The organism is Mesorhizobium sp. CNPSo 4688 (assembly GCF_057784295.1).
In genome coordinates this window covers 162,287-182,961 of record NZ_JBWLUY010000010.1, presented here as the reverse complement: position 1 = coordinate 182,961, position 20,675 = coordinate 162,287, and the positions used below count along the sequence as shown (strand labels likewise).

Annotated in this window: 17 protein-coding genes; 7 read left to right on the top strand and 10 right to left on the bottom strand. The window is 62.8% G+C overall.

Going from position 1 to position 20,675, the window contains the following annotated elements; genetic code table 11:
- Positions 1-15 precede the first annotated feature (15 nt).
- From AC04SH_RS20615 to AC04SH_RS20605, 3 genes are all read left to right on the top strand, one after another.
- Complete coding sequence (locus tag AC04SH_RS20615; protein WP_488576425.1) at positions 16-1,098, top strand: ABC transporter substrate-binding protein; 1,083 nt, start codon at positions 16-18, stop codon at positions 1,096-1,098.
- A gap of 330 nt (positions 1,099-1,428) precedes the next feature.
- Positions 1,429-2,505, top strand: a complete 1,077-nt coding sequence (locus tag AC04SH_RS20610) for an extracellular solute-binding protein (RefSeq protein WP_488576424.1) — start codon at positions 1,429-1,431, stop codon at positions 2,503-2,505.
- Positions 2,502-3,812 (top strand): flavin monoamine oxidase family protein, encoded by a 1,311-nt coding sequence (locus tag AC04SH_RS20605; protein ID WP_488576423.1) that lies wholly within the window; start codon positions 2,502-2,504, stop codon positions 3,810-3,812. The genes AC04SH_RS20610 and AC04SH_RS20605 overlap by 4 nt, the downstream gene beginning before the upstream one ends.
- Here AC04SH_RS20605 and AC04SH_RS20600 read toward each other — a convergent pair.
- Genes AC04SH_RS20600 through AC04SH_RS20590 form a run of 3 tightly spaced genes read right to left on the bottom strand, consistent with a single transcriptional unit; the run spans position 3,776 to position 6,640 of the window.
- On the bottom strand, positions 3,776-4,849 hold the full coding sequence (locus tag AC04SH_RS20600) for an ABC transporter ATP-binding protein (protein WP_488576534.1): 1,074 nt from the start codon (positions 4,847-4,849) through the stop codon (positions 3,776-3,778). The genes AC04SH_RS20605 and AC04SH_RS20600 overlap by 37 nt on opposite strands.
- 52 nt (positions 4,850-4,901) lie before the next feature.
- Positions 4,902-5,726, bottom strand: a complete 825-nt coding sequence (locus AC04SH_RS20595) for an ABC transporter permease (protein WP_488576422.1) — start codon at positions 5,724-5,726, stop codon at positions 4,902-4,904.
- Positions 5,723-6,640 carry an ABC transporter permease gene (locus AC04SH_RS20590; RefSeq protein WP_488576421.1) on the bottom strand — a complete coding sequence of 306 codons (918 nt, stop codon included), beginning with the start codon at positions 6,638-6,640 and terminating at the stop codon, positions 5,723-5,725. Before AC04SH_RS20590 ends, AC04SH_RS20595 begins: the two co-directional genes overlap by 4 nt.
- A gap of 293 nt (positions 6,641-6,933) precedes the next feature.
- Between AC04SH_RS20590 and AC04SH_RS20585 the strand changes: the two genes are divergently transcribed.
- Positions 6,934-8,346 (top strand): aminotransferase, encoded by a 1,413-nt coding sequence (locus AC04SH_RS20585; RefSeq protein WP_488576420.1) that lies wholly within the window; start codon positions 6,934-6,936, stop codon positions 8,344-8,346.
- Between the two features lie 191 nt (positions 8,347-8,537).
- Here the strand turns inward: AC04SH_RS20585 and AC04SH_RS20580 are convergent, their stop codons facing one another.
- A complete protein-coding gene (locus AC04SH_RS20580) occupies positions 8,538-9,740 on the bottom strand; it encodes an aromatic ring-hydroxylating oxygenase subunit alpha (protein ID WP_488576419.1) in 1,203 nt (400 codons plus the stop codon).
- A 515-nt stretch (positions 9,741-10,255) separates the two neighbouring features.
- Between AC04SH_RS20580 and AC04SH_RS20575 the strand changes: the two genes are divergently transcribed.
- Positions 10,256-10,636 (top strand): hypothetical protein, encoded by a 381-nt coding sequence (locus AC04SH_RS20575; RefSeq protein ID WP_488576418.1) that lies wholly within the window; start codon positions 10,256-10,258, stop codon positions 10,634-10,636.
- Positions 10,637-10,828: 192 nt separating this feature from the next.
- Here AC04SH_RS20575 and AC04SH_RS20570 read toward each other — a convergent pair whose 3' ends face one another.
- Both AC04SH_RS20570 and AC04SH_RS20565 read right to left on the bottom strand, forming a co-directional pair.
- A complete protein-coding gene (locus AC04SH_RS20570; protein WP_488576417.1) occupies positions 10,829-12,916 on the bottom strand; it encodes a hybrid sensor histidine kinase/response regulator in 2,088 nt (695 codons plus the stop codon).
- Between the two features lie 116 nt (positions 12,917-13,032).
- On the bottom strand, positions 13,033-13,806 hold the full coding sequence (locus AC04SH_RS20565) for a response regulator transcription factor (protein WP_477235884.1): 774 nt from the start codon (positions 13,804-13,806) through the stop codon (positions 13,033-13,035).
- 45 nt (positions 13,807-13,851) lie between these two features.
- Here AC04SH_RS20565 and AC04SH_RS20560 point away from each other — a divergent pair, with 45 nt between their 5' ends.
- Complete coding sequence (locus AC04SH_RS20560; RefSeq protein ID WP_488576416.1) at positions 13,852-14,556, top strand: winged helix-turn-helix domain-containing protein; 705 nt, start codon at positions 13,852-13,854, stop codon at positions 14,554-14,556.
- A gap of 71 nt (positions 14,557-14,627) precedes the next feature.
- On the opposite strand, the gene AC04SH_RS20555 is transcribed toward AC04SH_RS20560, so the two are convergent.
- Together AC04SH_RS20555 and AC04SH_RS20550 are read right to left on the bottom strand one after the other, a co-directional pair.
- The gene (locus AC04SH_RS20555; protein WP_488576415.1) at positions 14,628-14,798 is read right to left on the bottom strand and encodes a hypothetical protein; all 171 of its coding nucleotides are present in this window, start codon (positions 14,796-14,798) and stop codon (positions 14,628-14,630) included.
- A 33-nt stretch (positions 14,799-14,831) separates the two neighbouring features.
- Positions 14,832-15,164 (bottom strand): hypothetical protein, encoded by a 333-nt coding sequence (locus AC04SH_RS20550; protein WP_488576414.1) that lies wholly within the window; start codon positions 15,162-15,164, stop codon positions 14,832-14,834.
- A gap of 344 nt (positions 15,165-15,508) precedes the next feature.
- Between AC04SH_RS20550 and AC04SH_RS20545 the strand changes: the two genes are divergently transcribed.
- Complete coding sequence (locus tag AC04SH_RS20545; RefSeq protein ID WP_477235889.1) at positions 15,509-15,970, top strand: L,D-transpeptidase; 462 nt, start codon at positions 15,509-15,511, stop codon at positions 15,968-15,970.
- Between the two features lie 171 nt (positions 15,971-16,141).
- Here AC04SH_RS20545 and AC04SH_RS20540 read toward each other — a convergent pair whose 3' ends face one another.
- Entirely contained in the window at positions 16,142-19,225 is a 3,084-nt protein-coding gene (locus AC04SH_RS20540) for an efflux RND transporter permease subunit (RefSeq protein ID WP_488576413.1), read from the bottom strand.
- Positions 19,222-20,541 (bottom strand): efflux RND transporter periplasmic adaptor subunit, encoded by a 1,320-nt coding sequence (locus AC04SH_RS20535; RefSeq protein WP_488576412.1) that lies wholly within the window; start codon positions 20,539-20,541, stop codon positions 19,222-19,224. Before AC04SH_RS20535 ends, AC04SH_RS20540 begins: the two co-directional genes overlap by 4 nt.
- Positions 20,542-20,675: the final 134 nt, after the last annotated feature.

Here is a 20,675-nt window from a genome sequence, read left to right as displayed (position 1 = left end):
GAGGATGGAACAGCAATGAAAAGACTAACCAGACGCCTGACGCTGACATTGGCGCTGACGGCAACGCTTGCGGCTTCGGCTGCAGCGCTCGCTGTTGCCGCCGACAAAGACCTGATTGTATTCGACTGGTCCGGCTATGAGGATCCGAGCTTCCACCCGAAATATGTCGAGAAGAACGGCGACTCGCCGACCTTCGCCTTCTTCGGCGACGAGGACGAAGCCTTCGAGAAGGTGCGCTCCGGCTTCAAGGCCGATCTCGGCCATCCCTGCTCGCAGAGCGTGACAAAGTGGCGTGAGGCAGGCCTGTTGCAGCCACTCGACACGTCGAAGATTGCCGGCTGGAAAGACCTCAATCCCGGCATCATGGCGATGAAGGATCTGGCCACCACCCCGGATGGCAAGGCCTGGTTCATGCCCTGGGACTGGGGCAACACCCAGCTCACCTATAACTCCGACAAGATCGACGCGAAGGATGTGCAGTCGCTAAAGGCCTTCACCGATCCCAAGTTCAAGGGCCGGGTCTCGATCGGCGACAATGTCGACGACGCCTATGCGCTGGCCAGCCTTGCCATCGGTCTCAAGGACTGGACCAAGATGACGGATGACCAATTCAAACAAGCATCCGACTTCCTGCGCCAGGTGCACAAGAATGTCCGCTCCTATTGGGCCGACACCACCGATATCGTGCAACTCCTCTCCGGCGGCGAGGTTGATCTCGCTTGGGCGTGGAACGACGCGACGGTCCAGTCCGTGGCGGCCGGCGTGCCCATCAAGTCCAGGAAGGACACGGATGAAGGCATTTCGACCTGGGTCTGTGGCTATGTCCTGTTCAAGGACGCGCCCGGCAATATCGACAAGGCTTATGACTATCTGAACGCCGTCAACGATCCGGAGACGGCCAAGGTACTGGTCAAGGACTGGGGCTATGGACAGGCCAACGCCAAGGGCATGGCCGGTGTCGACCAGGCGATCCTGAAGGAAAAGGGCTATGACGACGTGCAGAAATTCGTCGACAAGACGCTGTTCCAGTCGCCTCTGCCGTCCGACCTCAAGCTCAAAATGATCGCCGAGTTCGAGAAGATCAAAGCGGGCTATTGAGCTGGGCTGGTGCGTTTGATGCAGGTGCGTAAGGCCAGATATTGAATGCTCGTTTTCTTTTCCGAGCGTTTGTGCTGCCCCTCACCTGCCTGCCGGCATCCTCTCCCCGTATAGTGACGGGGAGAGGGATGCTGTCATCGATGATTTCGCCAATCTCCAGCGTTGCAAGAAATAGTGCCGAGGATGCGGTCAGCCCTTTCTCCCCGTCGCTATACGGGGAGAAATGTCCGGCAGGACAATGAGGGGCGGCGCCGGCTTTTGCAGGCTCGCCAAAACCGGGGAATTCTCCTAACCTCGCCTGAGATCCTTGCGACGGGGGAGTTTCACATCATGAATTCCATGCTTCGCCGCCTTGCCCTTGCCGCTGCCTTAACTGTAGGCGCCGGCGCCGTGCTGGCTTATGCCGAGGGCGGTGGCGACCTCGTCGTGTTCGACTGGTCGGGCTATGAGGATCCGCTGCTGCATCCCGACTACGCCGCCAAATACGGTGCCGAGCCGACTTTCGCTTTCTTCGGCGACGAGGACGAAGCCTTCGAGAAGATGCGGGCCGGCTTCAAAGCCGACATCGCCCACCCCTGCTCGCAAAGCGTGGCCAAATGGCGCGCGGCCGGCATTCTACAGCCGCTCGACATCAGCCGCATTGCCGGCTGGAAAGATCTCAATCCCGGCATCATGGCGATGAAGGATCTTGCCGTCACCGCCGACGGCAAGGCGTGGTTCATGCCGTTCGACTGGGGCAACACCTCGCTGCTCTACCGCACCGACAAGGTGACGGCTGAGGAGGCGCAGTCGCTGAGGATTTTCGCCGATCCTAAATTCAAGGGCCGCGTCACCATCGGCGACAATGTCGACGATGCCTATGCGCTGGCAAGCCTGGTCGTCGGCCTCAAGGACTGGACCAAGATGACCGACGCGCAGTTCCTGGAGGCGTCCGCCTTCCTGCGCGACGTGCACAAGAATGTCCGCTTCTATTGGACCGACGACACCGATCTCAACCAGGCCTTTACCGGTAATGAGGTCGACCTCGTCTGGGGCTGGAACGAAACCTTCGTGACGCTCAAGGGCCAGGGCATGCCGATCGCCATGAACCGCGACACCAAGGAAGGCATTTCGACCTGGGTGTGCGGCTATGTGCTGATGAAGGACGCGCCGGGCAAGCTTGACCAGGCCTATGATTTCCTGAGCGCGGTCAACGCGCATGCCGTGTCCGACTATCTGGTGAAGACCTTCGGTTACGGTCACGGCAACAGCGCCGGCATGGCGGCGATCGACCACCAGGTGCTGACCGACCGCGGCTTCGACAATCTCGACAAGTTCCTCGACAAGACGCTGTTCCAACAGCCGGTGCCGCCAGAGCTCAAGCAGCGCATGGTCACCGAATTCGAGAAGATCAAGGCGGGCTATTGAGCGACAAGACCGAAAGAACCGACGTCGTCATCGTCGGCGCCGGTTTCACCGGGCTGTCGGCCGCGCTTGTGCTGAAGCAGGCTGACATCGATTTCGTGCTGCTCGAAGCGCGCGACCGTGTCGGCGGCAGGGTCGAAGCGGTTCGCAACGGGCTTGGCGAACGGATCGACAGCGGCGGTCAGTTTTTCTGCGAAGACATGCCGGAGGTGACGGCGCTGGCGGCGGCCCGCGGCAAGGCCTTCGTCGAGACCTATGGGGATGGCGATTTCATCACCCATCCGTCACTGTCGGTCGAACAGGCCGAGCGGACCTATTACGGCGCGATGGCGATCCGCGAGCGGATGAACGCGATCGAGCCGGACGACCCTGCGATCGCCGGCATGAGTGTTGCCACCTGGCTCGAACATCAGCCTGATCCCACTGACGCCAAGACGGCTTTCCGGTCGATGATCGAAGGCCTGTGGTGCCTGGCGATGGACAAGGTGCCGCTGTGGCACCTGATCGACAACGACCGGCGCATCACCAACGAGGTGCCGGAATTGCAATATTCGCTGCGCGAGACCATGCAGTCGCTGGCCGAGGATGTTGCCAGCGATCTCGGCGATCGGGTGCGGCTCAACGAACCGGTGACGCACATCGAGCACGGGCCGCACGGGATTCGTATCGTCTCGGCAAGCAGCGCCATCGAAGCGCGAAAAGTGCTGGTCGCGCTGCCGCCGGCGACGGCCGCGAAGCTGGATTTCGCGCCGGCCTTGCCGCAAGCTCTCGGCAAGGCGCTCGGCGTCTGGGAAAGCGGTGCGGTGATCAAGATCCTGGTGCGCTATGCCAAGCCGTTCTGGCGGGATCGCGATCTGTGCGGCATGGTGATGTGGCGCGATTTGCCGGGCCTGTTCGCCTGTGACGCAAGCAAGGATATCGACCACGCCGCACTGGTCGTCTTCGTCGGCGGACCGCTGGCACTGCGCTGGCGCCCACTGGACGATGCTGCGCTGCTCGCGGAAGTAACGGCAAGGCTGGTGAGCGCCCTTGGTCCGGAAGCGGCCGACATTGTCGATTTCAGCCAGCGCGACTGGATCCAGGACCGCTGGAGCGGCGGCGCCTATAGCGACCTCATTGTCGATGTGACGGCACGGGATGCCGAACGCACGATCCGTGCCGGCGCAGCTCCTGTCCATTTCGCATCATCGGAACTGTCGCCGTCATTTCCGGGCTATATCGAAGGTGCGATCGTGATGGGACGCATCGCCGCGAAGGAGATTTTGGCGGCGCTTCAGTCCGCCATGGCCACCAAAGCCTCGGGGTCGTAGGCAAGGCGGATCGAGGTGCCGACGGGGATATCGTCGGCGCCGAAATCATTGGTCTCGGTCACCGACAGCGGCTTTTCCAGGCCCGGTATCTCAACGATCAGATGGGTAATCTCGCCGAAATAATGGCGTTCGACCACCTTGCCGGCGACCTCGAATTTCGCCGTCGCATTGTCCCACAGCACGCGCAGGCGCTCCGGCCTGATGCCCAGCGTGGCGCCGCCGCCATTGCGTACGAAAGCTTTTGGCTTGTCGGTCCTGACGCGGCCGAAGCCCAGCGTGTCGACGACCAGCGAGGCGGCATTCTCCTCGACGATCTCAGCCTTGACGAAGTTCATGCCGCCGAGGAAGTCGGCGACCTGGCGGTTGACCGGCCGCTGGTAGATTTCCTTGGGCGAGGCGACCTGGGCGATCTTGCCGCCGAACATCACGGCGATGCGGTCGGACATTGCCAGCGCCTCATACTGGTCGTGGGTAACCAGCACGAAGGTGATGCCGACCGCCTGCTGTAGCCGGCGCAGCTCGACCTGCATCTGCTCGCGCAGCTTCTTGTCCAGTGCCGACAGTGGCTCGTCGAGCAGCAGCACCTTGGGCCGCATCACCAGCGCGCGGGCGAGCGCCACGCGCTGGCGCTGGCCGCCGGAAAGCTCGGTGGCGAGGCGCTTGCCGAGACCCGTCAGCGATACCTGCGCCAGCGCCTCCTCGACGCGGCGCTTTTCCTCAACCGCACCCAGCTTCAGCCGTTTCAGCCCATAGGCGACGTTCTGCTCGACATTGAGATGCGGGAAGATGGCGTAGCTCTGGAACACCATGTTGGTCGGCCGGCGGTTGGCCGGAATGCCTTCCATCGACTGGCCGCCGACTGAGATCGAGCCGCTGGTCGGGTTGTCGAAACCGGCAATCATGCGCAGCAGCGTTGTCTTGCCGCAACCCGAGGGACCGAGCAGCGAAAAGAACTCGCCTTCCCGGATGGTCAGTGTCGCGTCGTCGAGCGCCTTGAAGGCGCCGTAGCTGCGGGTGACGCTGCGGATCTCGATCATCGGTCGGTCGGATTTTGTTCGATCCTCTTGGGGCCGTTCGGCCTGGGTTGGCTCAGGCATAGAGGCCTCCCTCGCTTTGGGTGCGCCTGGCCGCACGGCGGCGCAGAATTTCGGCAACGGTCATCAAGACAAAAGAGGCAACCAAAAGCAGTGTCCCCAGCGCCAGCACACCCGGCAGCTTGGCGGCGAAGCGCAGCTGGCCCCAGATATAGATCGGCAGCGTCGTCTCGGTGCCGGTCAAAAAGAAGGCGATGACGAACTCGTCGAGCGAGATGGTGAAGCAGACGAGCAGGCTGGAAATGATCGCCGGTGCCACCATCGGCAGCGTCACCCGACGGAAGGTGCCGAAGGCGCTTTCGCCGAGATCGGCGGAGGCTTCTTCCAGGCTGCGGTCGAAGCCCTCGAAGCCTGCGGTCAGCACCGTCATCGAATAGGGAATGCAGATCAGGACATGGCCGAGCACGACGGTGAACAGCGACAGGCTGAGGCCCAACTGCAGCATGACCAGCAGCATGGAGATGGCGAGGATGATTTCCGGCAGCACCAGCGGCGCCATGATCAGGCCGTTGATGGTGCGGCGGCCGGGATAGCGGTAGCGGGTGATGGAACGGGCGGCGAGGATACCGAGGAGCGTCGCCAGCACCGAGGCCGAGACACCGACGATCAGGCTGTTCCAGGCGGCATCAAGCAGTGCCGGCGTCTTGGGCAGGTCTTCGTACCATTTCAGCGTATAGCCGGTGAGGGGAAACTTCGGCGTCGGCGCGGTGTTGATCGAGAAGATCGGCAGGAAGATCACGGGCAGATAGAGAAAGACGATGTAGAGGAAGGCGTAGGCGGTCAGCCAGCCGCCGGCAAAAAAGCGTCGCATCGCCGTCATCGCGCCAGCCTCTGAATGGCGCGGATGATGAGCACCGTGGCGCCCGCCATCAGCGACACCACCAGCATGGTGGTCACCGACAGTGCGGCGCCGAGCGGCCAGTTGGCGGCCTTGCCGAACTGCGCCTGGATGGCATTGGCGATCATCACGCCGTCCTTGCCGCCGACCAGCTTCGGGGTGACGTAATCGCCGACGGTCGGGATCATGACGATGAGTGCCGCCGAAATGACGCCCGGCGCCGACAGCGGCAGCGTCACCCGCAGGAAGGAGCGCAGCGGGCCGTCGCCGAGATCGGTGGCCGCTTCGACCAGCGTGCGGTCGACCTTTTCCAGCGAGACGAAGATCGGCAGGATGGCGAAGGCCGCCCAGGCATGGGTCAGCGTGATGATGACGGCGCTGGAATTGTAGAGCAGTGCCGTCGACGGTTCGTCAATGATGCCGAGGCCCATCAGACCGGAATTGAGCACGCCATTATAGCCGAGGATCACCTTCCACGACATCACGCGCAGGAGATAGCTGGTCCAGAACGGGATGGTGATCAGGAACAGCCACAGGCTCTTGTGGCGGCCGCCGTGGAAGGAAATGAAATAGGCGATCGGATAGGCGAGGGTGACGGTAAAGAAGCTCACCGTCAGCGAGATGTAGAGCGAGCGCCAGAGGAGATCGCGGTAGATCGGCTCGGTCAGCGCGATGCGGTAGTTTTCCAGTGTGAAAGTGCGGTCGATGGTGAGGTAGTGCTGCGTCCAGAACGAATGGGCGAGCACCACCAGGATCGGCAGCACAAGCAGGATCAAAGCGTAGACGAAGGTCGGGCTGATCAGGGCAAAGCCCTGAACGGATTCGGACTGCAGAAGGGCGTTTCGCCTGGCCCGCGTTATGCCGAACGCGGGCGACCGTTCGGCAGCCGCTGTCATTGCAGCGCTCCGGGCGTGATCTCGGTTGCTGGCTCGAACTGTCCCGCCATGCGACTCCCATTGACCGGGCCGGCTGCCTGTTCCCAATTTTTTCGGAGCGCGATTTTCTGGTCGCGCTCCAAGCTTGCCGGCTTTCTTTCATCATGAGCGCATCCGTGGATTGAAATCAAGCGCTATTTCTGTAATATTGATTGAACGGACATTCAAAATGAAGTGAAGAAAGCTTGCTTTTCAACGCTTGGCGCTTCGTTTCCTGTCCGGCGAAAATGACGCTCCAGACCTGCGAGGCAATGATGGCGGCTGCAAGAGACCTAAGAGCGATGGAGATGGCTGGCGACGGCGACGCGGTCGAGCTCGCCAAGCGCCATCTTGTCCAGCCCTGGCCTTATGCCGGCTCGGTCGGCAATGAAGCGCGTGCGCTGATCGGCGAAGGCGACGGCATCTACATCACCGATGTGACAGGCAAGCGGCTGATCGACGGACCTGCCGGAATGTGGTGCATCAATATCGGTCATCGCCGCGAGGAACTGGCCCGGGTGATGTACGACCAGGCGATGATGCTGTCCTACAACACGCCCTGGTACACGATGAATGCTCCCTCGGCCGAACTCGCCAAGCGCATTGCCGATCATGCACCGGGCGATCTCAGCCATACCTTCTTCACCACTGGCGGTTCGTCGGCTGTCGAGACGGCGCTGCGTTTCATGCAGTTCTACAACAATGTGCGTGGGCGCCCGGAAAAGAAGCTGATCCTCAGCCGCGGCGGCGCCTATCACGGCTCGACCTATCTGTCGGCCTCGCTCAACGGCCGGCCGCGCGACCGCGACTGGATGGACGGCGCCGACGATCTGGTGGTCAAACTGTCCTCGCCCGACCCGTTCCGGCGGCCGAAAGGCACTGATATCGCCGTCTTCACCGATTTCCTGGTCGATCAGTTCCGCGACACGGTCGCCCGTGTCGGCGCTGAGAAGATCGGCGCTTTCGTCGGCGAGCCGGTGCAGGCATCGGGCGGCGTCGTCGTGCCGCCGGACGGCTATCTCAAGCGCATCCGCGAGATCTGCAGGGACAATGACATCCTCTATGTCTCCGACGAGGTGGTGACCGGCTTCGGCCGGCTCGGCCATGTCTTTGCCTCCGGCGACGTGTTCGGCATCGACCCCGACATGATCACCTTCGCCAAGGGCGTCACCTCAGGCTATTTCCCGCTCGGCGGCGTCATCATCTCGGAGCGGCTGCTCCAGGACATGCGCCGCTCCAACCATCCCGACGCGCTGTTCGGCCACGGCCTGACCTATACCAGCCATCCGATCGGTTGTGCGGTGGCGCTGAAGAACCTGGACATCCTCGAAGACAGCGTGCTTGCCCATACGCGCGAGGTCGCGCCCTATTTCCAGGCGCAGCTGAAGACGCTTGAGGAACTGCCGCTGGTCGGCGAAGTCCGCGGCATGGGGCTGATGGGCTGCGTCGAATGCGTCGCCGACCGCGAAAGCAAGGACCCGCTGCAGCTCGACAAGGATGTCGGCAAACGCATCGACGCGCACTGCCATGAACTCGGCCTTTTGGTGCGGCCGCTGATCAACATGTGCGTGATGTCGCCGCCGCTGATCATTACGCGCGCGCAGATCGACGACATGGTGGCGATCCTGCGCGAGGGCATTTCGCGGACGATGGATGATCTGAGGAAAGAGGGCGTTTGGCAGGGGTGATAGCGTTCCTCGCCCCGTTCTACGGGGAGAGGATGCCGGCAGGCAGGTGAGGGGCGGCGCCGGCTTGCGAGATTTTGGCGCAGGCGCTTGTCGAGGTTAGGGTTCCGCAACCAATAGCGAGATGATGGCGCTGCCCCTCATCCGCCCTTCGGGCACCTTCTCCCCGTGAAACGGGGAGAAGGGAAAAAGCCCTAAACCTGCGACCGCATGGCCTCGTTGAGGTTCCACATGTCCTTTTCCTCAGGTGCCGTCTCCAGGCCCAGAACCGGGATCTGCTTGCGCAGATGGTCGTGGTGGGTGCGCACGCCATATTCGAGGTCGGAGAGATAAAAACCCTCGAAGGCGTCTGAAATCATGGACTCGTTCGACCAGACGGAAAGCTGCACATCCTCGTTCATGGTGTCGCGGTCGATGCGGTAGGCGAGGTAGCGGGCCGCGGCCTGTTCGCGCGTCTCGTCGGGGTAGCGATAGATAGCGCCGCGCAGCAGCGTCTCGCCGGTCGACAGCGGGAACTCCTGATAGAACTGCACCGATTCCGGCATGATCGACAGCGCGTTGTTGGGGAAGATGCCGTAATAGATCCAGGCCCTGCGCAGATGCTCCGGCAGATGCGACGCGTCGGGCGTGAGCTTGATGTACTCGCGCACGCTCCAGCGCCGTCCCGCATGCGGATTGTAGGTGGCGAATGAGCGCGACACGCCGTTGATGAACGGCTCGTCGAAATAGGTCGCGCCGTAGAGATCCTGCAGCGCCGGATGCGCCATGGCGACGTGGTAGCCTTCATTGTCGACGTCGCGCACCGACTTCCAGTTGACCGGCGTCTTCTGCGTCCAGATTCCCCAGGACGGCACCATCTCGGCCACATTGTAATGAGCCATCTCTGCTTCGATAGGCTTCAGCAGTTCGGCCACCGAAGGTTGCGGGCCGCCTTTGCGGAAGCGGATGAAGATGAAACCCATCCAGATTTCGAGGTCGAGCGGCATCAGGCCGAATTCGGTCTTGTCGAGTTCGGGGAAGGAGCGCGGGCGGGCGGCGCCGCGCAGCGTGCCGTCGAGATTGTAGACCCAGCCATGGAACGGGCAGACCAGCGCGTTCTTGCAGGTGCCCTGGCTGTCGGCGACGACGCGGCTGCCGCGATGCCGGCACATATTGTTGAAGGCGCGCACGACGCCGTCCTTGCCGCGCACGATCAGCGCGCGCTCGCCGACCACGTCCATGGTCAGATAGTCGCCGGCATTCGGCACGTCGGAGACATGGCCGGCGATCTGCCAATGGTTGCGGAAGACGTATTCCTTCTCGAGTTCGAGAAGCGCGTCGGAGTGATAAGCCCAGCCTGGCAGGCCCCGCCGGTCCCAATCATTGGGGATCGCCACGTCACGGAGGTGCGGGTTCATAGAAAGCTCTTTTTTTGTTGAATACTCATTCAATAAAATCACATTTTGCATTGAAATGCAATGGTTTGTGGAAATCAGGAGGTTTCTCAATGGTGTAGTCGAGCCAGCTCGGAGCCGGCTCTATTGAAGAAAATCCCGGAAAATCCGGGCGTTAGCCCAGGTCGTGAAATGGCCGTCTCGCATACGGATTTGGACGCGCCGGACCGAAAAAGCGGCCCTGTCCGGAGATGAAAAAATGCCTGCCGTCGCAAATTCAGTCCGCAGTGTGAGCTTGTTCATAGTTTGACTGGCCAGCAGTAGGCTTTGCTGCGTTCACGGCCCGCCTGTCGTCAACGTTTTGATTGTGCGCATGAAACAGCACCGCAAACGAACCCTGCCGTCGGCACATGACCGGATTTGCCCGGATATGCCCGAATTTCTTGTTTCAAACCTGTTACGCGGGCAAGCCAAACGCATCATTCGCCCGTTACCAGGCGCGTTTAAATTCGTTTCATAAGAAATCGAAGGGGAGCAATATGTATACGAAAGCCAAGATCGCCAGGAATGAACGGCGCGCCAAACTGGCACTGCGCCAGCGCGCCAGCGACCATCCGGTCGTGATGTTCTCGATGCTGGGCGCCTGCGCGCTTGCCGTCCTGTTCCTGACGCCGACTTCCGGTCCGGCCTTCGCTTCGCTCAACCCGCCGGCCAATGTCGTCGATGGCGCGCCGACCACCATCAAGACCGCCCGGCTGCCGGTGCCGGAAATCGATTTTGCCTGCAAGGGCCAGGCCTGGGGCGCCGAGAGCGCGGAGTGCCTGCGCGTCATCGCCGCCCAGTCCGGCGTGCACAGAGCGCGTGCCATCCGCATGATCGCCAACGCCGCGCCGCTGACCACGACACCCAACGTTTTTTGAACCTCCCGAGCGCTTCCTCCCGCGCTCTTTCTTGGCTCCCGCCGCCCTGCCGGTCGGGAGCCTCTTTTTTCTGGGTCAGGCGATAGGTGAGGCCGGCCTGCGGATGGGGCTCCGCTCCGGTTCTCGGAAGCCGCCATTCTCGACTCGGCCTGACCTGAATCTCGGCTGACCCTCGGTCCAACCTGGAAAGAATCAGCCGGCGGCGGCGACCTGGTCGGCGATTGCTGAGAGGACACCGCGGACGTCGAGCGTCGAGAAGGGCTTTTCCAGAATCTGCGGCCGCTGCTGCGCCGGCAAGGCTTCGATCTCGGCCTTAGCGCCGATCAGGTCGCCGGTGACCAGCACGAAGCGTTTGGCGAGCGCCGATTGCTCGGCCAACAGCTCGCGGTAGATGGAAATGCCGCTGATGCCGGGCATGCGCAGGTCGGAAAAGACGATGTCGGGTGGCATGTGGCCAATCAGGGTTGCGGCCGCGGACGTCCAGGCCGGCACGATGCGCGACTTGATGCCCATCAATTCCAGAATGTCGGAGAGCGAGCCGGCGACGTCGGGTTCGTCGTCGATGATCAGCGCATGGCGCAAGCCGCTCGAACGGGCCGGGCTGTCGCCGACCGTGGCCGCACCGCTGTTGATCGCCGGCAGCTGGACGACAAAGCGCGCGCCGCGCGGCAGCACCTCCTCGAACCAGACATTGCCATTGTGCCGCTCGATGATCGACTTCGAGATCGACAGGCCGATGCCGGTGCCGACGCCAACCGGCTTGGTGGTGAAATAGGATTCGAAGATGCGGCCGCGGATCGCCTCGGGAATGCCCGGTCCATTGTCCTCGACCGAAAAGCCGGGATTGCCGCGGTCGCTGCGGAACGTCCGCACCTTGATCAGGCGGTCGCCGCCAATGCCGGCCAGAGCGTGCTGGGAGTTGATCAGGAAATTGGCGGCCACCTGCGTCACATGGTCGGCATCGGCCATCGCCAGCAGCGGGCCTGGTGCGAAATCGGTGTCGATGATGATGCCGCTCGAGCGCGCGCCATAGGCTGTCACCTCAAGTGCCGCGCGGATCACCTGGTTGAGATCGGTCTCGGCCTGGGCCGCCGGGTGCAGGCGCACCATCGACAGGAAGCTCTTGACGATGCGGCCGCAGCGCTCGGCGGCGGCGCGCACTTTTTCGGCGCGTACCTTGGTCTGCGGGTCGGTGGCGAATTCGTGCAGCAGCGTCGACTGCGCGACGACCACGGCGAGCGGGTTGTTGAGCTCGTGCGAAACGCCGGCCAGCAGCGAACCCATCGCCGCCATCTTCTCGTTCTGGTGCAGTTTCTCGCGTTGGCGGTTGATCTCTTCCTCGGCGCGCAGTTTGTCACGCAGGTCGCGGATCGAGCCGAAGATGAGGCGGCGGTCGGCAACCCGCATCTCGGTCGCGGTCAATTCGATCGGAAAAACCTCGCCGGCGGCATTCTGGGTCACCGTCTCCAGCCGCTGTCCGACCATCGGCGCGCCGCGGCCAGACATGTATTCGGCCCCCGACACGTAGCCCTTGCGATAATATTCCGGCACCACCGTATCGAGCAGATCCTTGCCGAGGATGTCGCTGCGCTGGAAGCCGAACATCTTTTCGGCGGCCGGATTGAATTCGATGATCGAGCCGGTCTCGTCGATGACGATGATGGCGTCGAGCGAGGCCTGCAGCATGGTGCGGCGGATGACTTCGCTGGCATGGGCATCCGACGGCGACCGCTCGATGGCGTCACCGATGGCCAGCGCGATGATGTGCAGCGCCGCCTCTTCCTCATCGGTCCACTCACGCTCATTGACGCAGTCATTGACCGCAAGCGTCCCCCACAGATGGCCGTGGGCGAACACCGACACCGACAGGAACGATTTGATGTGCTGCTTTTCGAAATCGGTCCTGAGAAAACCGTCGAGGTTGCGCGTGTGGCCGGCGAAGATCTTGCCTTGCCGTTCGTCCTCCGCAACCCGCTCCAGCAGCGGGTCGTTGTCGACGATCGATTGCATGATCACTGTCGGCGAGGCCAACTCGCCGCCGAAGCGCGGGTCGATCCAGTAGGCGGCGACCGACTGGGCAAAACCCTGGCCGGGCAATTCGCGCAGCCTGAACAGAATGCCGCGCTGGCAGTGCATGGCGACGCACAGCGTCTCCAGGATGGTGTGCATCTCGCGCTGCCAGTCGCCGGCTTCGCGCAGCCGGCGCACGACACGCACGGCCGCCATTGCGGCGCCCTGGCGAACGCCCTTCAGGTCCATGCGTGCTGGGTCAGCGGTCATGTCAGCCATCTATACAGGGCCGTGGGTGGTAGGGCTCTAGAACGGTGCACCCGTTCCATCTCTTTGTTCCGACGCAATTCCGGACGGAAAACCGCTACGCACTTTTCCTGGAATTGCTAGTGTCCGTCGCCGGTCGGCAGCGAGAAGATATAGCCTTCGCCGCGCACCGTGCGTAAAAATTTTGGATTGGCCGGGTCGGCTTCGATCTTCTTGCGCAGCCGCATGATGCGGATGTCGACCGCACGCGACGATTCCGGATCTTCGACGAAGCCGATCGCCTCGGAGATCGCCGCCCGCGTCAACAGCCGGTTGGCACGGGTCAGGAAAACCTCCAGCACGTCGAACTCGCTCTTGGCCATGTCGATGACGGCGCCATTGGCGCCGGTGACAAGCCTGCCGTCGAGGTCAGCCTGGAATTGACCGAAGCTCAGCCGGCGCCCGCCGGCTTGCGCCTTCGCGGCCTGCGGCGGGCTCGGTTGCGGCACCCGGCGCAGCACGGAGCGGACACGGGCCAGCACCTCACGCAATTCATAGGGCTTGACGATGTAGTCGTCGGCGCCAAGCTCCAGGCCGACAATGCGGTCGAGCGCGGTGCCGGCAGCAGTGGCATAGATGATGCCGATCGGCATTTTCGAGCGCAGCCAGCGGCCGAGCGAGAGGCCATCCTCGCCGGGCATGGCGATGTCGAGGATGGCCAGGTTGAACGCTTCGGTCTCCAGCAAGGTGCGCGCCTCGGCAGCGCTTCCGACTTGGGTCACATCGTAACCATTGGCGCCGAGATACTCGGCGACCGCGTCCCTGAGATCGGGCTCGTCCTCGACGATGACAATTCGTGCCCGCACTATGGCCTCGCTCCCGCTTTCAGCAGAAAGTAGATTGGGTATAAACATGATGTCCAGCACTCATATCCGGTTGCAGGGGCAGGGGAAGAAAATATGGCTGCACGATCCGTCATCGCGCTGGTTTCCGTCGCTGATGTGGTGGCCGGCGATCTCGCCGACCATCTCGACCGGCGTGGCCATGACGTGCGCGAGGCGCGGCAGCCCTGGGAAGCCGAATCCCTGCTCTCGGCCGGAGGCATCGACGTCGTCATCGTCGGTGACAGCGTCAGCCAGGCGGAGGGGCGGGACCTGCTCAGGCGTTATGGCGGCGGCAAGAGCGTGGACGGGAAGGCCGCGCCCGATTTCATCCTGATCTGCCGACCAGCCGATCTGGTCGACAAGGTGCTGGCGCTCGAGCTTGGCGCCGCCGACGTCGTTGAAAGCCCGCTCAATGTCCGGGAGCTTGCCGCGCGCATCGGCGGCCTGCTGACGCGACGCGGCAGGTCTGCCCAGGAACTGATCGTGCTGGAAAATGCCACCGTCGATTTGCGGTCGGCTATCGTCATGCACCGCTCGGGTGCGGAAGAGCAGCTGTCGCCGGGTCAGGTGGCGTTGCTCAGGCTGTTTCTGGCCAGCCCGCGCAAGGTGCTGACGCGCGACGACATCATTGCGGCGGCGCCGGCTGAAAATGCCGATGCCTTCGACCGCTCGATCGATTCGCGCATCGTGCGGTTGCGCCGCAAGCTCGACACCGAAACCATCATCACCATACGCGGCGCCGGTTACCGGTTCGACCCGCCGACGCAGCGCGCCGACTGAGAGCAGTAAGGCTGGATTGTTACGCGGCTCGCCCAAAACCGCTGCGCAATTTTGGGCGGCATGCATAGGCGTCAGCGCACCACCAGAAGCGATGGTCCCGACGGCAATTCACTGGCGACCACGATGTCGCTGGAAGCCTGCGCGCGGTCCTTCAGGAGAACCGTGGCGAGACCGGCAAAGCCGAGCAGGCCCTGTGTGTAGAGCAGTGCCGAAAGCACCGTGGCAGCAGATTTCGTCTTCATCGGTATCCCCAAAAATCAAAAACCGCGGGTGCTTCAGGATAAACCCGAAGTGCCCGCGCCGCCCACGGAGCCCCCCGCTGCGGCGCGGGCCTTCGGTCCTCTCGGCAGCAAGTTGCCGGAGGGGCCGCGCATCCACTTCAACCCAAGGCCGACCCGCCAGAAGGCCTTGAGGCGGTTGATGCGCAGACTGGAGACAATCCAGACCAACGCTATGAACAGCGCGGCATGCAGCGTCGAAACTTCACCCGAATTCATGGCCGCCAGTTTCGTCATCGGGGTGCCGGCTACTGTGCCGATGCCGCCGACAACAAATGCGGCAATGCTGATCCTGAAAAGCCAGGACAGGGTGGTCGATTTGATGCTCATTTTCGTTTGGCGCCGGCTGTTCTCGTTGGGATGACTGTGCGGTTGGCCTGTAACCAGATCATGCCGCCCCGACCGCGCTTTGTTGCAAGTGGGTTTCGAGCGAAGCCAAACCTCTTTCATATAAGGATATCCGCGCCTTCGTTTGGCGAACTGGCCACAGCCGGAGTGCGCAGGACGGACGGGACGCTCCTCCTCGGCTTCTCCCTTGCCCGCCTTGCTTGTTAACCAGAGGAAACAGATTCGAAACACAAACGAGTATCAAGCGAAGTCAGTCTGAAACATGACGCAGGGATAAGGCGGTCATCGAATTGACGCCGGCCGGGCCGGCAAAAAGGGGAGCCATCATGTACAGAGCCATTTCCGCCAAACTCATCAACGTCACCGTCGCCGCTGCCGGCGCCGCACTTCTGCTTGGCGCCGCCAACAGCGCCGCCCATGCTGCAGCAAACCAGATCGTGGCGCGTGTTTCGCTGTCGCAGCAGACCATGGAAGTGCTGGTCGACGGCCGGCCCACCTTCGCCTGGAAGGTCTCGACCGGCGACAGGGCGCATGTCACGCCGACCGGCTCGTTCAAGCCGACCCGCATGCATGAGATGTGGTACTCGAAGAAATACGATAACGCGCCGATGCCGCATTCGGTGTTCTTCAGCGGCGGCTACGCCGTGCATGCGACGTACGCCATCAAGCGGCTGGGACAGCCGGCATCGCATGGTTGCGTGCGGCTGCATCCCGACAATGCCGCCGACTTCTATCAGCTGGTTGAAACCTTCGGCCCGACCAACACCAGCATCGTCATCGTCAAGTAGCAGACTGCGGTTGGAGTGGTCGTGCAGCGCAGCCAGACGGCCGTGCCGCACCGCAAGCTCCCGCCTGAGGCTCCATCAGGGCTTCGCGGTAAATCAATCCAGTCAAAAAAAGAGGCCGGAAGTTTCCGGCCTCTTTTCGTTTGTTCGCTTCGCAGTTCGACCGGGGCAGTTTTAGTCCACGGGCACCGGCATCAGCTTCGGGTCCGGCTTCTCGGCGTGATGCGGAAGGTCCTTGCTGGCGATGAAGGTGTAGAACATCGGCACCACGAACAGGGTGAACATGGTTCCGACCAGGATGCCGGTGAAGATCACCAGGCCCATCGAATAACGCGCCGCCGCACCCGCGCCGCTGGACACGATCAGCGGCACGACGCCGAGCGCCATTGCCGCCGTCGTCATCAGGATCGGCCGCAGGCGCACCTTGGCCGAGGCGATGATGGCCTCCCTTCGCGACATCTTGTGCTTCTCGCGTTGCTGGTTGGCGAACTCGACCAGGAGAATGCCGTGCTTGGTGATCAGGCCGATCAGCGTGATCAGGCCGACCTGCGTGTAGATGTTAAGCGTTCCAAGCCCCAGATTGAGCGGCACGATGGCGCCGAAGATCGACAGCGGCACCGCCATCATGATGATCAGCGGATCGCGGAAGCTTTCGAACTGCGCCGCCAGCACCAAGTAGATGACGATCACGGCGGCCGCGAACGCGATCAGGATCGTGTTGCCCTGTTCCTTCTCCTGCCGGGACTGGCCGGAATAATCGATGAAAAAGCTTTCGGGCAAGCTCTCCTTGGCAAGGTTCTCCAGGGTCTGCAGCCCGTCGCCCGTGGTGACGCCTGGAAGCGGCAGCGCTGATATCGTCGCCGAGTTCAGTTGGTTGAACTGCTCGATCGCGGCCGGCGAGGCGTTGGTCGAAATCTTCACAACCGCCGAAAGCGGCACCATCTCGCCGGTCACGCTGCGCACGAAATATTCGCCGAGCTTGTCGGGATTGTCGCGGAATTCCTGCGGTACCTGCGGGATGATGTCATAGCTGTTGGAGTCGCGGTCGAACTGCGCCACTTCGGCGCCGCCGACCAATAGCGTCAGGGTCTGGCCGATGTCGGCAATCGGCAGGTTGAGAGCCGCGGAACGGTCGCGGTCGATGGTCACCGTCACCTGCGGCGCGTCAAAGGACATCGAGTTTTGCACGACGATGAAGCGGCCGGAGGCCTGCGCCTTGTTCTTGATCTGCTCGGCCGCCTCGTAAACCTCGGCCGAACCGCCGGTCGAGCGAACCACCATGGAGATCGGCAGGCCGCCGCCGGAGCCGGGCAGCGTCGGCGGCGCGAAGACGAAGGCCTCGACGCCGGCGACCTTGGCGAGACGTCCCTGGATGTCGGCCTGAAGCTCCTTTGAACTGCGCTGACGCTCGGCCCAATCCTTGAAGGCGAAGCCGACAAAGGCGCCGTTGGTCGCGCCGCCAAAGGCAACGGCGGAGAATTGCGCCCTGGTTTCAGGAATGTCCTTCACCAGGCCGAGGATCTGGTTGACATAGGTCTCGGTGTAGTCGGATGTCGCATAGCGCGGTGCCGTCACGATCGACAGCAGGAAGCCCTGGTCCTCTTCCGGCGCCAGTTCGCTTGAAGTCTTGGTGAACATGAAGCCGGTGAGCGCAACCAGCGCCACGACCATCAGCAGGGTCACCGGCCGATTTCTCAACGAGGCGGTGACCGCCCGCTCGTAGACGTGCTCGACACGGCTGAAGGTGCCGTCGACGATGCGCTGGAAGCGGCCGGGGGCGCCGGCCTTCAGCAGGCGCGCCGCCATCATCGGCGTGATGGTGACGGCGATGACGCCGGACAGCACCACCGATCCGGCCAGCGTCACCGCGAACTCGCGGAACAGCGCACCGGTCAGGCCGCCCGTGAAGGCCAGCGGCGCGAACACGGCGGCCAACGTAATGGTCATGGCCACGATGGCGGAGAAAATCTCGCGCATGCCGTTGAAGGCCGCCTGCATCGGCGACATGTGGTCTTCCTCCATGTGGCGATGGATATTCTCCACCACCACGATGGCGTCATCGACGACAAGGCCGATGGCCAGCACCATGGCCAGCAGCGACAGAAGGTTGATCGAATATCCGACCGCAAACAAAAGGAAGCAGACGCCGACCAGCGACAGCGGGATGGTCACGATCGGCATCATCACCGAGCGGAACGAGCCGAGGAACAACAGGATGACCACGATGACGATGGCGACGGCCTCGGCGATCGTCTTGAACACCTCGTCGATCGAGGCGCTGATCTGCTCGGTGGAATCGTAGACGATCTCGATGGTCATGCCTTTCGGCAGCGTGTCCTGAATCAAAGGCACGATCTTGTGGATCGCTTCCGCCGTCGTCAGCGGGTTGGCGGCCGGCGTCGGGAAGATGGCGAGGAAGGTGCCTGGCTTGCCATTGAAGCTCACCCTGGTGTCGGTGCTCTCGGCGGCAAGCTCGACGCGTGCCACGTCGCGCAACCGCACCACCTGGCCGTCGGTCGAACGCAGCGGAAGTTCGGCAAAGGCCTCCGGCGTCTGCAACGTCGAGCGAACGGTGATCGAGGATACGACATACTCGTTCTCGGTGTTGCCAGGCGCCGACAGGAAGTTGGAGTTGTTGATCGCGGTCAACACTTCGGCCGCGGTGACGCCGCGCGCGGCGAGCTTGACCGGGTCGATCCAGACGCGCATCGAATATTCCTCGGCGCCGAAGATCTGCACGTCGGCGACGCCTTCCACCGTCGATATGCGCGGCCGCACCACGCGCTCGATATATTCGGTGAGCTGCTCCTTCGTCATGTTCGGATTCTGCATCGAGATGTACATCATCGCGAATTCTTGGCCGGTACCCTTGACGATGACAGGGTCCTTCGAGGCGTCAGGCAACGTGCCGCGCACGCCCTGCACCTTCGACAGCACCTCGGTCAGCGCGACATCCGGGTTGGAGCCGAGCTTCATCTGTACCACCACGGTGCTCGAAGACGGCCGGCTCGACGAGGTGACGTAGTCGATGTTCTCGGTCGATGCGACGGCACGCGCGATCGGGGCGGAGATGAAGCCCTGGATCAGGTCGGCGCTGGCGCCGGGATAGGCCGTCGTGATGGTGATCGCCGTCTCGTCGACCTTGGGATATTGCCGGATCGACAGGTTGAAGATGCCCTGGAAACCCAGGAGCAGGATCATGCAGGCCAGCACGGTGGAGAGCACCGGCCGGCGAATGAAGATATCGGAAACGTTCATTGCTGAGCCTGCTGGTTAGCCGACTTGCTGGGGTCAATGGTGTTGTCGACAGCAACGGACATGCCGTTGAAGAGACGGTTCTGACCGGCGGTGACGACCTCGTCGCCGGCCTTGATGCCTTCCACGATCTCGACCATGCCGTCGTTGCGGCGGCCAGGCTTCACGAACACCTGCGACAGGACAAGCGCCGGCTTCTCCTCTTCAGCGGCGGGTTTGCCGGCGTCGGCAGCGTCGGGCTTGTCGGCGGCCTTGTCCGTGGACTTTGCCGCGTCGGCGGCGGGCTTGGCGGCCTCGGCCTGCGGCTTTGTGGCGTCGTCGGCTGGCTTGTCGGCGGCCGGCTTCTGATCCTCGGCCTTGGTCGGCGGAGCCGCGCCCGCCTCGGCGGGCTTTGCCGGAACGACCACGAAGACGAAGTCGCCATAGAGGCTCGACGTCAATGCCGTCTGCGGCAAGGACAGCACATTTTTCTCCTGCGGCAGCTCGACGCGAACCTGGACGAATTGGCCGGGCGTCAGCTTGCCGTCGGGGTTGGCGACTTCGCCCCGGACGGACACCAGGCGGCTCGAAGCGTCGATCTTGGGGTCGATGCCGCGAATGGCGCCGGCAAATGGCATGTCGGCGCCGCCGCCGCTGCCGCCGAGGCCGAGCCGCACGGTCTGGCCGATCTTGAGCAGTGGCAGCTGCTGTTCGGGCACGGTGAAATCGACCCGCATGGTGTCCAGATCTTGCAAGGTTACCACCGCGTTGCCGGGCGAGAGATATTGGCCGAGATCGATCTTGGGGATACCGACCGTGCCGCTGAAAGGCGCCGTCAGCCGCTTCTGGTCGAGCACCGCCTGCAGTTTGGCCACTTGGGCTTCGGTGGCTGTTGCGGTTGCACGTGCCGTGTCGAGCGTAGCTTCCGGATTAACGCCGCGCTTCTGCAGTTCGATGGCGCGCTCCAGCGCCGTCTGGACGACCGCCACTTGCGCCTTCGTTGCTTCGAGATCGGCGCGCTCGACTGCGTCGTCGAGCTGCAACAGGACTGCACCGTCTGCAACCTTCTGATTGGCGTGAAACAGGATCTCCTTGACAACGCCGCTGGTCTCGACGGTCAGGTCGACGCCGCGCACGGCGCGCACCGTGCCGATCGCCTCGACGCCCGGCGTCCAGTCGGAAGGCTTGACGACAACCGTCGACACGGTCGTCGCCGGCGGCTTCATGGTGGCAAAATACTGTTTGATGGCGCTGTCACGGAACAGGTTGAAGCCGACGACGCCGACGCACACCAGAGCGAGCAGAAGCAGAATTGCTGTGATAGAGATGAAGCGCTTCACGAACTGTCCCCTGGGCCGGTGTCCGGCAAAATAGCCGAATTTCGGGACACCTATCCACGGGTAGGTCCCGATTACAAATGACGGCGAACTTACTGTACCGTCTGGACGGTCTTGTCAATTCCGCCTAGGCTCGT

What these genes read in the sequence shown, in the direction of transcription:
- AC04SH_RS20615 (WP_488576425.1), top strand. Translation starts at nt 16, where the DNA reads ATGAAAAGACTAACCAGACGCCTGACGCTGACATTGGCGCTGACGGCA.
- AC04SH_RS20610 (WP_488576424.1), top strand. Translation starts at nt 1,429, where the DNA reads ATGAATTCCATGCTTCGCCGCCTTGCCCTTGCCGCTGCCTTAACTGTA.
- AC04SH_RS20600 (WP_488576534.1), bottom strand. Translation starts at nt 4,849, where the DNA reads ATGATCGAGATCCGCAGCGTCACCCGCAGCTACGGCGCCTTCAAGGCG.
- AC04SH_RS20595 (WP_488576422.1), bottom strand. Translation starts at nt 5,726, where the DNA reads ATGACGGCGATGCGACGCTTTTTTGCCGGCGGCTGGCTGACCGCCTAC.
- AC04SH_RS20590 (WP_488576421.1), bottom strand. Translation starts at nt 6,640, where the DNA reads ATGACAGCGGCTGCCGAACGGTCGCCCGCGTTCGGCATAACGCGGGCC.
- AC04SH_RS20585 (WP_488576420.1), top strand. Translation starts at nt 6,934, where the DNA reads ATGGCGGCTGCAAGAGACCTAAGAGCGATGGAGATGGCTGGCGACGGC.
- AC04SH_RS20580 (WP_488576419.1), bottom strand. Translation starts at nt 9,740, where the DNA reads ATGAACCCGCACCTCCGTGACGTGGCGATCCCCAATGATTGGGACCGG.
- AC04SH_RS20575 (WP_488576418.1), top strand. Translation starts at nt 10,256, where the DNA reads ATGTATACGAAAGCCAAGATCGCCAGGAATGAACGGCGCGCCAAACTG.
- AC04SH_RS20570 (WP_488576417.1), bottom strand. Translation starts at nt 12,916, where the DNA reads ATGACCGCTGACCCAGCACGCATGGACCTGAAGGGCGTTCGCCAGGGC.
- AC04SH_RS20565 (WP_477235884.1), bottom strand. Translation starts at nt 13,806, where the DNA reads ATGTTTATACCCAATCTACTTTCTGCTGAAAGCGGGAGCGAGGCCATA.
- AC04SH_RS20560 (WP_488576416.1), top strand. Translation starts at nt 13,852, where the DNA reads ATGGCTGCACGATCCGTCATCGCGCTGGTTTCCGTCGCTGATGTGGTG.
- AC04SH_RS20555 (WP_488576415.1), bottom strand. Translation starts at nt 14,798, where the DNA reads ATGAAGACGAAATCTGCTGCCACGGTGCTTTCGGCACTGCTCTACACA.
- AC04SH_RS20550 (WP_488576414.1), bottom strand. Translation starts at nt 15,164, where the DNA reads ATGAGCATCAAATCGACCACCCTGTCCTGGCTTTTCAGGATCAGCATT.
- AC04SH_RS20545 (WP_477235889.1), top strand. Translation starts at nt 15,509, where the DNA reads ATGTACAGAGCCATTTCCGCCAAACTCATCAACGTCACCGTCGCCGCT.
- AC04SH_RS20540 (WP_488576413.1), bottom strand. Translation starts at nt 19,225, where the DNA reads ATGAACGTTTCCGATATCTTCATTCGCCGGCCGGTGCTCTCCACCGTG.